The organism is Nocardioides guangzhouensis (genome assembly GCF_004519545.1).
GTDB lineage: Bacteria > Actinomycetota > Actinomycetes > Propionibacteriales > Nocardioidaceae > Nocardioides > Nocardioides guangzhouensis.
Genome location: NZ_SDKM01000019.1, coordinates 1 through 12,813 on the forward strand (window position 1 = coordinate 1; position 12,813 = coordinate 12,813).

Annotated in this window: 15 protein-coding genes; 10 read left to right on the forward strand and 5 right to left on the reverse strand. The window is 71.9% G+C overall.

What is annotated here, in order from left to right; genetic code table 11:
* Positions 1-40: 40 nt before the first annotated feature.
* Entirely contained in the window at positions 41-1,162 is a 1,122-nt protein-coding gene (serC, locus tag EKO23_RS13550; protein WP_134718160.1) for a phosphoserine transaminase, read from the reverse strand.
* Positions 1,163-1,263: 101 nt separating this feature from the next.
* Here serC and EKO23_RS13555 point away from each other — a divergent pair, with 101 nt between their 5' ends.
* The 4 genes from EKO23_RS13555 (at position 1,264) to EKO23_RS13570 (ending at position 3,483) form a co-directional block, all read left to right on the forward strand.
* Positions 1,264-1,680, forward strand: a complete 417-nt coding sequence (locus EKO23_RS13555; RefSeq protein ID WP_134718162.1) for a zinc ribbon domain-containing protein — start codon at positions 1,264-1,266, stop codon at positions 1,678-1,680.
* The gene (locus EKO23_RS13560) at positions 1,673-2,179 is read left to right on the forward strand and encodes a GNAT family N-acetyltransferase (RefSeq protein WP_167880466.1); all 507 of its coding nucleotides are present in this window, start codon (positions 1,673-1,675) and stop codon (positions 2,177-2,179) included. Before EKO23_RS13555 ends, EKO23_RS13560 begins: the two co-directional genes overlap by 8 nt.
* An 85-nt stretch (positions 2,180-2,264) precedes the next feature.
* Positions 2,265-2,858 carry a VldE C-terminal domain-containing protein gene (locus tag EKO23_RS13565; protein ID WP_134718164.1) on the forward strand — a complete coding sequence of 198 codons (594 nt, stop codon included), beginning with the start codon at positions 2,265-2,267 and terminating at the stop codon, positions 2,856-2,858.
* Between the two features lie 25 nt (positions 2,859-2,883).
* The gene (locus tag EKO23_RS13570; protein ID WP_134718166.1) at positions 2,884-3,483 is read left to right on the forward strand and encodes a class I SAM-dependent methyltransferase; all 600 of its coding nucleotides are present in this window, start codon (positions 2,884-2,886) and stop codon (positions 3,481-3,483) included.
* 6 nt (positions 3,484-3,489) lie between these two features.
* Here the strand turns inward: EKO23_RS13570 and EKO23_RS13575 are convergent, their stop codons facing one another.
* Entirely contained in the window at positions 3,490-4,596 is a 1,107-nt protein-coding gene (locus tag EKO23_RS13575) for a citrate synthase 2 (RefSeq protein WP_134718168.1), read from the reverse strand.
* Positions 4,597-4,695: 99 nt separating this feature from the next.
* On the opposite strand from EKO23_RS13575, the gene pdxH reads away from it, so the two are divergent.
* A complete protein-coding gene (gene pdxH / locus EKO23_RS13580; RefSeq protein ID WP_134718170.1) occupies positions 4,696-5,325 on the forward strand; it encodes a pyridoxamine 5'-phosphate oxidase in 630 nt (209 codons plus the stop codon).
* A 45-nt stretch (positions 5,326-5,370) separates the two neighbouring features.
* Here the strand turns inward: pdxH and EKO23_RS13585 are convergent, their stop codons facing one another.
* Positions 5,371-6,186: a hypothetical protein gene (locus EKO23_RS13585; RefSeq protein WP_134718172.1), complete on the reverse strand. Its 816-nt coding sequence runs from the start codon at positions 6,184-6,186 to the stop codon at positions 5,371-5,373.
* Positions 6,187-6,377: 191 nt separating this feature from the next.
* Between EKO23_RS13585 and EKO23_RS13590 the strand changes: the two genes are divergently transcribed.
* From EKO23_RS13590 to EKO23_RS13600, 3 genes are read left to right on the forward strand one after another with little or no spacing between them, the layout of a single operon-like run.
* Positions 6,378-7,010, forward strand: coding sequence for a TetR/AcrR family transcriptional regulator (locus tag EKO23_RS13590; RefSeq protein ID WP_246051076.1), 633 nt, complete (start codon positions 6,378-6,380; stop codon positions 7,008-7,010).
* Positions 7,007-8,746 (forward strand): ABC transporter ATP-binding protein, encoded by a 1,740-nt coding sequence (locus EKO23_RS13595; RefSeq protein WP_134718174.1) that lies wholly within the window; start codon positions 7,007-7,009, stop codon positions 8,744-8,746. The genes EKO23_RS13590 and EKO23_RS13595 overlap by 4 nt, the downstream gene beginning before the upstream one ends.
* Complete coding sequence (locus tag EKO23_RS13600; RefSeq protein ID WP_134718176.1) at positions 8,743-10,770, forward strand: ABC transporter ATP-binding protein; 2,028 nt, start codon at positions 8,743-8,745, stop codon at positions 10,768-10,770. Before EKO23_RS13595 ends, EKO23_RS13600 begins: the two co-directional genes overlap by 4 nt.
* A gap of 13 nt (positions 10,771-10,783) precedes the next feature.
* Here the strand turns inward: EKO23_RS13600 and EKO23_RS25290 are convergent, their stop codons facing one another.
* On the reverse strand, positions 10,784-10,957 hold the full coding sequence (locus EKO23_RS25290; RefSeq protein ID WP_167880465.1) for a DUF6767 domain-containing protein: 174 nt from the start codon (positions 10,955-10,957) through the stop codon (positions 10,784-10,786).
* A gap of 93 nt (positions 10,958-11,050) precedes the next feature.
* Here EKO23_RS25290 and EKO23_RS13605 point away from each other — a divergent pair, with 93 nt between their 5' ends.
* Positions 11,051-11,452 carry a GFA family protein gene (locus tag EKO23_RS13605; protein WP_134718178.1) on the forward strand — a complete coding sequence of 134 codons (402 nt, stop codon included), beginning with the start codon at positions 11,051-11,053 and terminating at the stop codon, positions 11,450-11,452.
* A gap of 292 nt (positions 11,453-11,744) precedes the next feature.
* Here the strand turns inward: EKO23_RS13605 and EKO23_RS13610 are convergent, their stop codons facing one another.
* Complete coding sequence (locus EKO23_RS13610; protein ID WP_246051084.1) at positions 11,745-12,176, reverse strand: FHIPEP family type III secretion protein; 432 nt, start codon at positions 12,174-12,176, stop codon at positions 11,745-11,747.
* Between EKO23_RS13610 and EKO23_RS26175 the strand changes: the two genes are divergently transcribed.
* Positions 12,066-12,791 (forward strand): flagellin, encoded by a 726-nt coding sequence (locus EKO23_RS26175; protein WP_246051077.1) that lies wholly within the window; start codon positions 12,066-12,068, stop codon positions 12,789-12,791. The two genes, EKO23_RS13610 and EKO23_RS26175, sit on opposite strands and share 111 nt — an antisense overlap.
* Positions 12,792-12,813 lie beyond the last annotated feature (22 nt).

The following is a 12,813-nucleotide window of genomic DNA, read 5'->3' on the forward strand; positions in this document are numbered from 1 at the left end:
CGACCAGTCAGGCGCGACTCGACGACCAGCGAGGCGCGACTCAACGAAGCTGGTCGACGACGTGGTCGATGCAGGCGGTGAGGGCCTCGACGTCGGCCGGGTCGATGGCGGGGTACATCGCGATCCGGAGCTGGTTGCGGCCGAGCTTGCGGTAGGGCTCGGTGTCGACGATCCCGTTGGCGCGCAGCACCTTCGCGATCTCGGCCGCGTCGATCGTGTCGTCGAAGTCGATGGTGCCGATGACCAGCGAGCGGTGCGCCGGGTCCGCGACGTACGGCGTGGTGTACGACGTCTTCTCCGCCCAGCCGTAGAGCGCGCTCGACGACTCGGTGGTCCGCGCGACCATCCCGGCCAGTCCGCCGTTGGCGTTCATCCAGTCGAGCTGCTCGGCCATCAGGAACAGCGTCGCGACGGACGGGGTGTTGTAGGTCTGGTTCTTGCGGGAGTTGTCGATCGCGGTCGGCAGGTCGAAGAACGCCGGCACGTGGCGGCCGGAGGCGGCGATCTCGTCGACCCGGGCCAGGGCCCGCGGCGAGAGCGCGGCGATCCAGAGGCCGCCGTCGGAGGCGAAGCACTTCTGCGGCGCGAAGTAGTAGGCGTCGACCTCGGCCAGGTCGACCGGCAGCCCGCCGGCACCGGACGTCGCGTCGACCAGGACCAGCGCGTCGTCGGCGGCACCCGCGGGACGCACCACCGGGGCCATGACCGCGGTCGAGGTCTCGTTGTGGGCCCAGGCGTAGGCGTCCACCCCGTCCTCGGCGACCGGCTCGGGGCGCGAGCCCGGGTCGCTGGCGATCACCGACGGGTCGGCCAGCCACGGTGCGGTGGACGCGGCCTTGGCGAACTTCGAGGAGAACTCGCCGAAGGACAGGTGCTGGCTCTTCTCCCGGATCAGGCCGTACGTCGCGACGTCCCAGAACGCGGTCGCACCACCGTTGCCGAGCACGATCTCGTGCCCGTCGGGCAGCGAGAACAGGGCGGCCAGGCCGTCGCGCACCCGGCCGACGGTGTTCCTCACCGGCGCCTGGCGGTGCGAGGTGCCCATGAGCGTCGCCCCGGTCGCGGCCAGCGCGTCGAGGTGGGAAGTCTGGATCTTGGACGGGCCCGCGCCGAAGCGCCCGTCGGCGGGCAGCAGGTCGGCCGGGATCTGTACGTCGGTCACGACGACAACCTTTCAGGTCGATCGGTGTTTGTCCTGACGACGTTGTCAGCGACGCCTATTGTGGCATCCGTTTCGACCATCTCCGACGAGGGAGCCAGTCCGTGAGCGATCCCGGGTACTCACGCCAGTCGACGATCCGCTTCTACTTCCGCGTCGCGGCGGTCGTCGTGCTCGTGCTCGCGGCGTACTTCCTGTTCGTCGGTTTCCGTGACGTCGTCACCGCGGGGAGCGAGCCGACCAGGTTCTGGATGCTGTTCGTCGGCCTGCCGCTGCTCGCGGTCGGCGGCTGGCTGGCGATGGCCGGCTGGGGCGGCGCGATGGCCCGCTACACCGCCGGCGAGGGCCTGCCCGTCGCCCGCGACTCGCTGGACTACCTCTCCAGCGGCGAGGGGCTCGGCAACCTCGGCCGCACCCACGCGGTCGCGGAGCCGACCGGCGGTCCGTACTGCCGCCAGTGCGGCACCCGCAACGACGCCGAGGCGCGCTTCTGCGACTCGTGCGGAGCGTCGCTTGCCTGAACGCGCGGCCGGGGAGGTCCGGATCGCGCGGGTGCCGATCACGCACCCGGACGCCGTGGTGCTGGTCGAGCAGGTCCAGGAGGAGTACGTCGCGCGGTACGGCGGCCGGGACGAGACACCGATCGAGCCGACGATGTTCGAGGCACCCCGTGGCGCCTTCTTCGTGCTGTACGTCGGCGAGGTGCCGCTGGCGACCGGCGCCTGGCGGCTGCGCGGGGACGTCGAGGCGTTCGGCACCACCGCGACCGCCGAGGTCAAGCGGATGTACGTCGCGCCGGGAGGCCGCGGTCGGGGGCTGGCCCGCCGGATGCTTGCCCACCTCGAGGAGACCGCGCACCGGGCCGGCGCGGAGGTGGCGATCCTGGAGACCGGGACCGCGCAGCCCGAGGCGATCGCGCTCTACACCTCGGCCGGCTACCAGCCGGTGCCCGGCTTCGGCTACTACCGCGATTCGCCGCTCTCGCGCTGCTTCGCGATCCGCCTGCCGGTCACCCGATAGCAGCAATCTCCAGCTTTCGGGGACAGGACACGCCGGCGACGCCTAGTCTCGACGGGTCATTTTCCCCCATCTCTCGGACTGCCCCATGACTTCTCGGTTCCGCCCCTTCTCCCGCCTCCCGCTCGTGGTCGCCGCAGTCGCCTCGGCGCTGGTGCTCTCGGCCCTGCCCGCCCAGGCCCTCGAGCTCGAGGACTACGCGCCGTACCAGCCGCAGACCAGGTGCTCGCCGACGGCCAAGCAGGGCACGAAGATGATGGGTCGCTGGATCGTCAACCACTACGGCGGCGGGTTCGGGCCGATCGCCCGGCCGTGCACGTCCGGCGGCACCTCGGAGCACAAGGAGGGCCGGGCCTTCGACTGGACGCTCGACGCCACGAAGTACGCCGACCGCCAGCGCGCGAAGCGGCTGATGGAGAAGCTCTTCGAGGCCAGGGAGGACGGCGAGGCGCACGTGCTCGCACGCCGGATGGGGATCATGTACCTCATCTGGAACGACCACATCTACAGCTCCTACAACCAGTTCGAGCGGCGTGACTACCTCAGCTCGAGCTGCAAGACCCGGAGGAAGTGCTCGAAGACGCTTCGGCACCGCGACCACATGCACATCTCGCTGACCCGCAAGGCCGCGCGGGCCGAGACCAGCTTCTACGTCGCCCGACTGGCCCGCACCGGCGGCTGAGCGACCCTCCCGCTAGCCTCGCGGGATGCCCGACCCGGACCACGCCCGCAGCCTCTGGGACGCCGAGGCAGCCACGTTCGACGACGAACCCGACCACGGTCTCGGTGACCATGAGACGCGGGATGCCTGGCGGGCCTTGCTGCTGTCGGTGCTGCCGCCGGCCCCGGCGCGGATCGCCGACCTCGGCTGCGGCACCGGCACCCTCGCCGTGCTGCTCGCCGCCGAGGGGTACGCCGTCGACGGGCTGGACGTCTCCCCGGAGATGGTGGCGCGGGCACGGGCCAAGGCCGCGGCGGCCCGGGTGCCGGTCCGGGCCCGCGTGGGGGACGCCAACGCCCCCGGCCTCGACCCCGCGTCGTACGACGTGGTGCTGAGCCGGCACGTGCTGTGGGCGATGGACGACCCGCCCGACGCGCTCGGCCGCTGGGTCGACCTGCTCCGCCCGGGCGGACGGCTGGTGCTGATCGAGGGTTCGTGGTCGACCGGCGCCGGCATCACGCGGCAGGAGGCGGCCGCGCTGGTGCTCGGCACCGGCCGACACGCCGAGGTGCTGCCGCTGCCGGAGCCGGTCTACTGGGGCAAGGCGATCACCGACGACCGCTACCTCGTCGTCAGTCGCTCCTGACCCCGGTCAGCCCTGGGCCCAGGCCTCGTTCCATCCGTCGATCTCCGAGGCCTTGCGGGCCGGCGGCCCGGTGTAGACGGCGGAGGGGCGGATCAGTCGACCGGTGCGCTTCTGCTCGAGGATGTGCGCCGACCAGCCGCCGGTGCGGGCGCAGGTGAACATCGAGGTGAACATGTTCGCGGGCACCTCGGCGAAGTCGAGCACGATCGCGGCCCAGAACTCGACGTTGGTCTCGAGCACGCGGTCGGGGCGGCGCTCGCGGAGCTCGGCCAGCGCGGCCTGCTCCAGCGCCTCCGCGACCTCGTAGCGCGGGGCGCCGAGCTCGCGGGCGGTCCGGCGCAGCACCCGGGCCCGCGGGTCCTCGGCCCGGTAGACCCGGTGGCCGAAGCCCATCAGCCGCTCGCCCTTGTCGAGCAGGCCCTTGACGTACGACGTCGCGTCGCCGCTCTGCTCGACCTCCTCGATCATGCCCAGCACCCGTGAGGGGGCGCCGCCGTGGAGCGGGCCGGACATGGCGCCGATCGCGCCGGAGAACGCCGCCGCCACGTCGGCGCCGGTGGAGGTGATCACCCGCGCGGTGAAGGTGGAGGCGTTCATGCCGTGCTCGGCCGCCGAGCTCCAGTAGGCGTCGATCGCCTTGACGTGCTTCGGGTCCGCCTCGCCCTTCCAGCGGATCATGAACCGCTCGGCGAGGGTGTGGCCCTGGTCCACCATCGACTGGGGCACCACGGGAAGGTCGATGCCGCGCGCCGACTGGGCGGCGTACGACAGGACCATGACGGCGACCCGGCTCAGGTCGGCCCGGGCCTGCTCGTCGCTGATGTCGTAGGTCTGGCGGAAGCCGAACGCCGGTGCCAGCATCGCGATCGCGGCCTGGACGTCGACCCGGACGTCGCCGGTGTGCACCGGGATGTTGTACGCCTCGGCGGGCGGCAGCCCGGGGTCGTAGGCGCCGTCGATGAGGAGGCCCCAGACCTTCTCGAACGGGACGCGCCCGACGATCTCCTCGATGTCGACGCCCCGGTAGCGCAGTGCCGAGCCCTCCTTGTCGGGCTCGGCGATCTCGGTCTCGAAGGCGACGACTCCTTCGAGACCGTGGTGGACCTCGGTCATGCCTGCTCCTCGTACTCGGGGGTAGCCATCCGCAGCATTCTGCCCCTCCGCCGTCCCGGACGCACGGCGGGTGCCCACCGGGGCCGCTAGGGTCGCGCCATGGAGCAGCAGTTCGCGGCCCTGCGCGCGGAGTACTCCGCCGCCGGCCTGTCCGAGGCCGACCTCACGCCGGAGCCGGTGGCGCTCTTCCGCCGCTGGTTCGACGAGGTCGGAGTGCTGCCCGAGCCGAACGCGATGGTCCTGTCGACCGTGGGCGTGGACGGTCGCCCGTCGTCGCGGGCCGTGCTGCTCAAGGGAGTCGACGAGCGCGGCTTCGTGTTCTTCACCAACTACGACTCCCGCAAGGGCCTCGAGCTCAACGACCGCCCCGACTGCGCGCTGCTGTTCCCGTGGCACCCGCTGCAGCGGCAGGTCCGGGTGGAGGGCCGGGCCGAGCGGGTCTCGCTCACCGAGTCCGCGGCGTACTTCGCCACCCGGCCGCGCGGCGCCCAGCTCGGCGCCTGGGCGTCCCCGCAGTCGCAGGTCGTCTCCGCCGAGGAGCTCGCCTCGTCGTACGCCGACGCGGAGGCGCGCTTCCCCGACCAGGTGCCGGTCCCCGGCCACTGGGGCGGGTACGTCGTGCTGCCCGACGTGGTGGAGTTCTGGCAGGGCCGGCCGAACCGGATGCACGACCGGTGGCGCTACCGCCGGCACGGCGACGGCTGGGTCACCGAGCGTCTCGCCCCGTGACGTGGACGGTGTGCCCACCGGGTCGGTGGGCACACCGTCGCTGGACTACTTCTTCCCGCCGCTGAGGTGGACGGTCTGCTCGGCGAACCCTTCGGCGCAGTCGAACGGCCCGCACGCGAAGGTGAACGTCACGGTCATCGCCTTGCCGCCCGCGAACTTCCCGTTGTCAGGCTCGACGTCCGCGGCCCAGGGGTGCGGCGTCCCGTCGCAGGTGCCCTCGTCGAAGACGAAGAAGGAACCGGTCACGGCGAGGCGTCCCACCGGCTGTCGGACGCTTCCGTCGACCTCGAGGAAGTCGGCGTCGGTGCAGGTGTAGCTGCCGCTGAGGTGCGCGATCCCGGTCTTCGAGGAGAACGTCCCCCGCGGGTCGACGGTGATCTCGGCAGTCGGGGGCGGGGGCGCTGCGGCGAAGGAGATGTCGAGGCTCCCGCCGGTCCCGGTGCCGTCCTCCTGGTCGTCGAACGCGAGCACGTAGTACGTCGTGCCGGCTTCGGCGAGGAACCCCACGGTCCCGGGTCCGCAGGCGACCGTTTCCAGGTTGTCGGGCGTGCCGGTGCCGACCATGACACCGGCGGAGTAGCTCGACGCGGACACGTCGACGACCACCCCGGCCCCGGTGCCGGCCACCGTGTACCAGACGCTCGCGTCGGTGGCCGGCGCCCCGCACGTCTCGTTGAACTGGGTGTCCTGCTCGTCGGTCGTGGCCTCGGTGGTGTCGAGCACCTGGCTGAACCCGACGGATGCCGAGATCGCGCCGTCGATGGTGTCGTTGCTCGGTGGTGCCGCCGACGCGGGTGCTGGCGTCAGGATCGCGGCGGCGGCGATGGCCGCCGCCCAGGCGAAGTGCTGTCTCGTGCTCACGGGAACCTCCTCGAGTAGGTGCGCGGGCCCGGGGCCCGCCCGGTCCCGTCCAGCGTCGAGGGGGCCGTCGGCGCGCTGCCAGAGGCGAAGGACCCGGTGGCCCGCATGCCCGGGTGGGTCGTCGCCCGCCCGAACGGGCGCACCCGGGATATCCGTTTGTGAGTGAGTACTCACTCACTTACGCTCGACCCGTGGAGACCACCAGGCGCGAGCGGGCGCGACCGATGTCGCCGGAGGAGCGGCGGGCCGCGATCGTGCGGGCCGCGCGGCCGCTGTTCCTCGAGCACGGGCAGGCCACGTCGACCCGGCTGGTGGCCGAGGCGGCCGGCATCGCGGAGGGCACCGTGTTCCGGGCGTTCGCGACCAAGCAGGAGCTGGTCGACGCGGTTCTCGACGCCGAGTTCGACCCCGAGGTGTTCCTCGAGGACGTCCGGTCGATCGACCCGGGCCTCGACCTGCGGGAGCGGCTGGTGGCCTACACGACGCTGCTGCAGCGGCGGTTCGTCGGGATCTTCGCGCTGATGGCCGCGCTCGGCGTGCCCAAGCCGCCGCCCCGGTTCACCGACGCGGCGGCCCGGCGCAGGCTCGCCCAGGAAGGACTGGCCAGCCTGCTCGCGCAGGACGCCGACCGGTTCAGCCTGCCCGTCGACCGGGTGGTCCACCTCGTCCGGCTGCTCACCTTCTCCGGCAGCCACCCCCACATCTCCGACCAGCGACCGCTCTCCCCGGAGGAGATCGCGGACGTGATCCTCCACGGCGTCCTGCGACCGGCCGGCGCAGCGCCCCTCTCGGAAGACCTGACCTCGGAAGGCCCTGCCTCGTGAACCTCCTGCGACTCCTGCGCCGCAACCTCGCGGCGTACCGCACCTTCCTGACCGCCGTCGTCGTCCTGCAGTTCGTGGGCGTGGTGGCGATGCTCTACCTCCCCAGCCTCAACGCCGACATCATCGACAACGGCGTGGCCCGGGGGGACACCGACTACATCCTGCACACCGGCGGCGTGATGCTCGCGGTCTCGCTGGCCCAGATCGTCTGCTCGGTCGGTGCGGTCTGGTTCGGGGCGCGGACGGCGATGAGCTTCGGCCGCGACGTGCGCGGCGAGCTGTTCCACCGGGTCGGCACCTTCTCGACCCGCGAGGTCCAGCACTTCGGCGCCCCGTCGCTGATCACCCGCGGCACCAACGACGTCCAGCAGGTGCAGATGCTGGTGCTGATGGGCTGCACGATGGCGGTCTCGGCGCCGATCATGATGGTCGGCGGCGTGATCATGGCGCTGCGCGAGGACCTGGGCCTGGGCTGGATCCTGGCCGTCGTGGTGCCGGCGCTGTTCGTCTCCGTCGGCTTCGTGGTCAGCCGGATGGTCCCCAACTTCCGCCGCATGCAGACGCGCATCGACGAGGTCAACCGGATCCTGCGCGAGCAGATCACCGGCATCCGCGTGGTCCGCGCGTTCGTCCGCGAGCCCTACGAGGCCCAGCGCTTCGGGACCGCCAACGACGACCTCACCCTGGTCGCGCTGCGGGCCGGGCGCTGGCTGGCCACGATGTTCCCGCTGGTGATGCTGGTCGTGAACGTCTCCAGCGTCGCGGTGATCTGGTTCGGCGGGCACCGGGTCGACAACGGGCAGATGGAGATCGGCGCGCTCACCGCGTTCCTGTCCTACCTGATGCAGATCCTCATGTCGGTGATGATGGCGACCTTCATGCTGATGATGATCCCGCGGGCCTCGGTGTGCGGCGACCGCATCGTCGAGGTGCTCGACACCCACAGCTCCGTCTCCCCGCCCGAGCACCCCGTCGCCCCCGACCCGGGCAAGCGGGGCTGGGTGGACCTGGACCACGTGACGTTCGCCTACCCGGGCGCCGACGAGCCGGTGCTCGCCGACGTGTCCCTGGAGCTGCGGCCCGGCCGGACGGTGGCGGTGATCGGCTCCACCGGCGCCGGCAAGAGCACGCTGGTCAACCTGGTACCCCGGCTCTTCGACACCAGCGAGGGCGCGGTCCGGGTCGGGGGCACCGACGTGCGCGACCTCGACCCCGAGGTCCTGTGGTCGGGCATCGGGCTGGTGCCGCAGAAGGCGTTCCTGTTCTCCGGCACCGTGCGCAGCAACCTGATGCACGGCAAGGAGGACGCGACGGACGAGGAGATCTGGGAGGCGCTCGACGTGGCGCAGGCCGGGGACTTCGTCTCCGCCCTGCCGGACGGGCTGGACGCGTCCGTCGCGCAGGGCGGCACCAACTTCTCCGGCGGCCAGCGGCAGCGGCTGGCCATCGCGCGCGCCGTCGTACGACGCCCCTCGGTCTACCTCTTCGACGACGCGTTCTCCGCGCTCGACCTCGCCACCGACGCCCGGCTCCGTGCCGCCCTGCGGCCGACCACGACCGACGCCAGCGTGCTCGTGGTCGCGCAGCGGGTCTCCACGATCCTCGACGCCGACCTGATCGTGGTGCTCGAGGACGGCCGGGTCGTGGGCCGCGGCACCCATCACGAGCTGCTCGACACCTGCGCGACGTACCAGGAGATCGTCGGCTCGCAGATGACCGCGGAGGAGGTGGCATGAGCACCGACACCACCGGCCAGCAGGAGACCGCCGCCACGTCCGGCAAGTCCTCGGCACAGGAGGGCTTCAAGGCCACCGAGCGGATCGAGGGCGGGCCCGGTCCCGGCCGCGGTCCGATGGGCGGCGGCATGGTCGGCCAGAAGGCGATGGACTTCGGCCCGTCCGCCAGGCGGCTGCTGGGCCGGCTGGCGCCCGAGCGCAGCAAGGCGGTCCTGGTCGTCGTTCTCGGTGTCGCCAGCGTCGCGCTGATGTCGGTCGGCCCCCGGATCCTCGGGCACGCCACCGACCTGGTCTTCGCCGGCCTGTTCAGCCGGCAGATCCCGGCCGACGCCACCCAGGCCGAGGCGGTCGCCGGCCTGCGCGCCCGTGGTGACGACAACCTCGCCGACATGCTGGCCGCGATGGACCACGTCGTGCCCGGGCAGGGCGTCGACTTCCACGCGGTGGGCCGGGTGCTGCTGCTGGTCCTCGCGATCTACGCCGGCGCCGCAGTGCTCGGCTGGCTCCAGGGCTGGGTGCTCAACGGCGTCGTCCAGAACACCATCCGGACCATGCGCCAGGACGTCGAGGACAAGATCAACCGGCTGCCGCTCGGGTACTTCGACCGCTCCCCGCGTGGCGAGATGCTGAGCCGGGTCACCAACGACATCGACAACATCAGCCAGAGCCTGCAGCAGACGATGAGCCAGCTGCTCACCTCACTGATGACGGTGGTCGCGGTGCTCGCGATGATGGTGTGGATCTCGCCGCTTCTGGCGCTGATCGCGCTGGTCTCGGTGCCCGTGTCGCTGGTCGTGACCCGGGCGATCATGAAGCGCTCGCAGGGGCAGTTCATCGCCCAGTGGCGTCGCACCGGTGCCCTCAACGCGCAGATCGAGGAGGCCTTCTCCGGTCACGCGCTGGTGTCGGTGTTCAACCGCCGGGGCGAGGTCGAGAAGCGGTTCGCCGAGGAGAACGACGAGCTGTTCCAGGTCAGCTTCGGCGCGCAGTTCGTGTCGGGGCTGATCATGCCGGCGATGTTCTTCATCGGGAACCTGAACTACGTCGTGGTCGCGGTCGTCGGCGGCCTGCGCGTCGCCAGCGGGTCGCTCTCGCTGGGCGACGTGCAGGCGTTCGTGCAGTACACCCGCCAGTTCACGCAGCCGCTGACCACGGTCGCCTCGATGATGAACCTGCTGCAGTCCGGCGTCGCCTCGGCCGAGCGGGTCTTCGAGCTGCTCGACGCCGACGAGGAACCTGCCGACGCCGCTCCCACGCCGCACCCGCCGGTACGCCGCGGCGAGGTGGCCTTCGAGCACGTGTCCTTCTCGTACGTCGAGGACCGGCCGCTGATCGAGGACCTCTCCCTGCTCGCCCGGCCCGGGCAGACGGTCGCGATCGTCGGGCCGACCGGCGCCGGCAAGACCACGCTGGTCAACCTGGTGATGCGGTTCTACGACCTCGACGGCGGCCGGATCACGCTCGACGGCGTCGACATCACCTCGATGCCGCGCGCCGAGCTGCGCGGCCAGATCGGCATGGTCCTCCAGGACACCTGGCTGTTCGAGGGCACGATCCGCGACAACATCGCCTACGGCCGCCCGGACGCCACCGAGGAGGAGATCCTGGCGGCGGCGCGGGCGACGTTCGTGGACCGGTTCGTGCACTCGCTGCCCGACGGCTACGACACCGTGATCGACGAGGAGGGCTCGAACCTCTCCGCCGGTGAGCGGCAGCTGGTCACGATCGCGCGGGCGTTCCTCACCCGGCCGGCGCTGCTGATCCTGGACGAGGCCACCTCGTCGGTCGACACCCGCACCGAGCTGCTGGTGCAGCAGGCGATGGCAGCGCTGCGCACCGACCGCACCTCGTTCGTGATCGCGCACCGGCTCTCCACGATCCGCGACGCCGACCTGATCCTGGTGATGGAGGACGGCGCGATCGTGGAGCAGGGCACGCACGACGAGCTGCTCGCGGCCGGGTCGGCGTACGCCCGGCTCTACAACGCGCAGTTCAACGCCGGGGTCGCCGAGGAGGTGGCCTGAGTCCGGCGTCGCCTCAGCGGGTCCCGGCGAGGGACTCTCGGCGCAGCCCGGCCAGCCGCTCGCGGAGGTCGGGATCGTCCATCACCAGCCGGACCAAGGGGCAGTCCTCGGGGCCGGTGGCCCCGGGCACGCAGAGGGAGCAGGCATCGCTGATCCGGATCGGGCACCTGGGCTCCGGCCGTGCCATGGGTCCTCCTTCGGTTCGTCCCCGACCACGGTAGGTCGCCGACGGAGAAAGATGTAGGGACCAAGGACCCGGTTCGGGTGCCAGCATGGGCCGGTGCCCGAGACTCCCGACGCCCGCGGCCGCTGCCTGTGTGGCGGCATCACGTACGTCGTCCACGGTGGCCTCCGCGACGTGGTCGACTGCCACTGCGAGCGCTGCCGACGGTTCACCGGCCACCACATGGCGGCGACGTCGGCCGCGGTCGCGGACCTCGAGGTGGTCGACGCCGACGACCTGCTCCGCTGGTTCTTCCCGGTCCCGGAGGCGGGGTACGGCTTCTGCTCGCGCTGCGGGTCCTCGTTGTTCTGGCGGTCCACGGGCGACCCGGCGCGCTGGTCCATCGGCGCCGGCACCCTCGAGCCGCCGACCGGGCTGCGCACCGTGGAGGCGTGGTGGACCAGCCAGGCCAGCGACTACCTCACCCGCCCGGACCTCCCCGAGCGTGCGACCGAGTGAACCGCGCGTCCACAGCCCGCGAATATGGGTTGAACGCGCTGCCGCTGCCGACCTACGCTCGTGGCACACGGGAAAGGAGGTGGTCCGAAGAATGACTTCTTACAGGACGCGTGAGGTGGCTGCCCGCTAGCAGCCAGCAACCCGCGGGTGGAACCACCCGCAGCGGCTGCTGACGAATCCACAGCAGTCACCCGACCCGCAGACGAACCGGTCTTCACGTCCACCGGTGCGGGCCCCGCGAGGGGTCCACGTCTGCGGGTCGTCGCATTTCCAGGGGCGGATCGGGCCCGGCTCAGGCCCCGACGGCGGCGTGCACCTCGGCGGTGACCACGCCCTCCGATCGGATCTCGTCGGCGCCGGTCAGCTCGGCGTACGACAGGATCGGGAGGCGCGGCGCGACCGGCTGCACGAAGCGACGTACGGCGGCGCGGACCTGCGGCGCACAGACCAGCACCGGCCGGACGTTCCGGTTCTCGACGTCGGAGGTGAGCTGGGCGAGCCGGGTGAGCATGGCCTGGCCGGTCTCCGGGTCCAGCCCGACGACCGGCCCGTGCTCGCCGGGGCGCATGGTCTCCAGGATCCGCTGCTCGAGCGGCGGGTGCAGGGTGAGCACGTGCAGCGTCTGCCCCTCGCGATACGGCGCGGCGAGGGCCGGGCCGAGCGCCGCGCGGGCCGCCTCGACCAGGGCGTCGACCTCCTTGGACCGGGTGGCCCGCAGGGACAGCGCCTCGAAGATCCGGACCAGGGTGCCAACGTCGGCACCCTGGGCAGCCAGGCCCGCGACGCACTGGCAGCCGAGGTCGCGCAGATCCGTGAGTCGCTGATCGCTGTCGCCAACACGCAGTACCTCGGTCGTCCGGTCTTCGGCGGCGTCACCGGCGGCCCTCATGCCTACGACGCCACCGGCAGGTACGTCGGAGTCCAGGGCGCGGTCACCCGCACCGTCGCCGACGGGGTCAAGGTGCGCGTGGACGTGGACGGCCCGACCGCCTTCGGTGCCGCGGGCGACACCGTCTTCGACCACCTGGACGCGCTGGCCACCGCACTGCGCGGGGGCGACGGCCCCGGGATCTCCGCCGCCATCGACGTGCTCGAGACCGACCGAGAGACGATGACCACCGCCCGCGCCGACGCCGGCACCCGGACGGCCCGCCTCGAGCAGGCCGCCACGGCCGCCGGCGACGCCGAGCTGACCCTGACCACCCGGCTCGCGGAGATCGAGAACACCGACCTGCCCAAGGCGATGGTGGACCTCAAGATGCAGGAGGTCGCCTACCAGTCGGCCCTCGCCGCGACCGCGCGGGTCATGCAGCCGAGCCTGCTGGACTTCCTGCGATGATGGCCGCACCCTCACCCGCAGG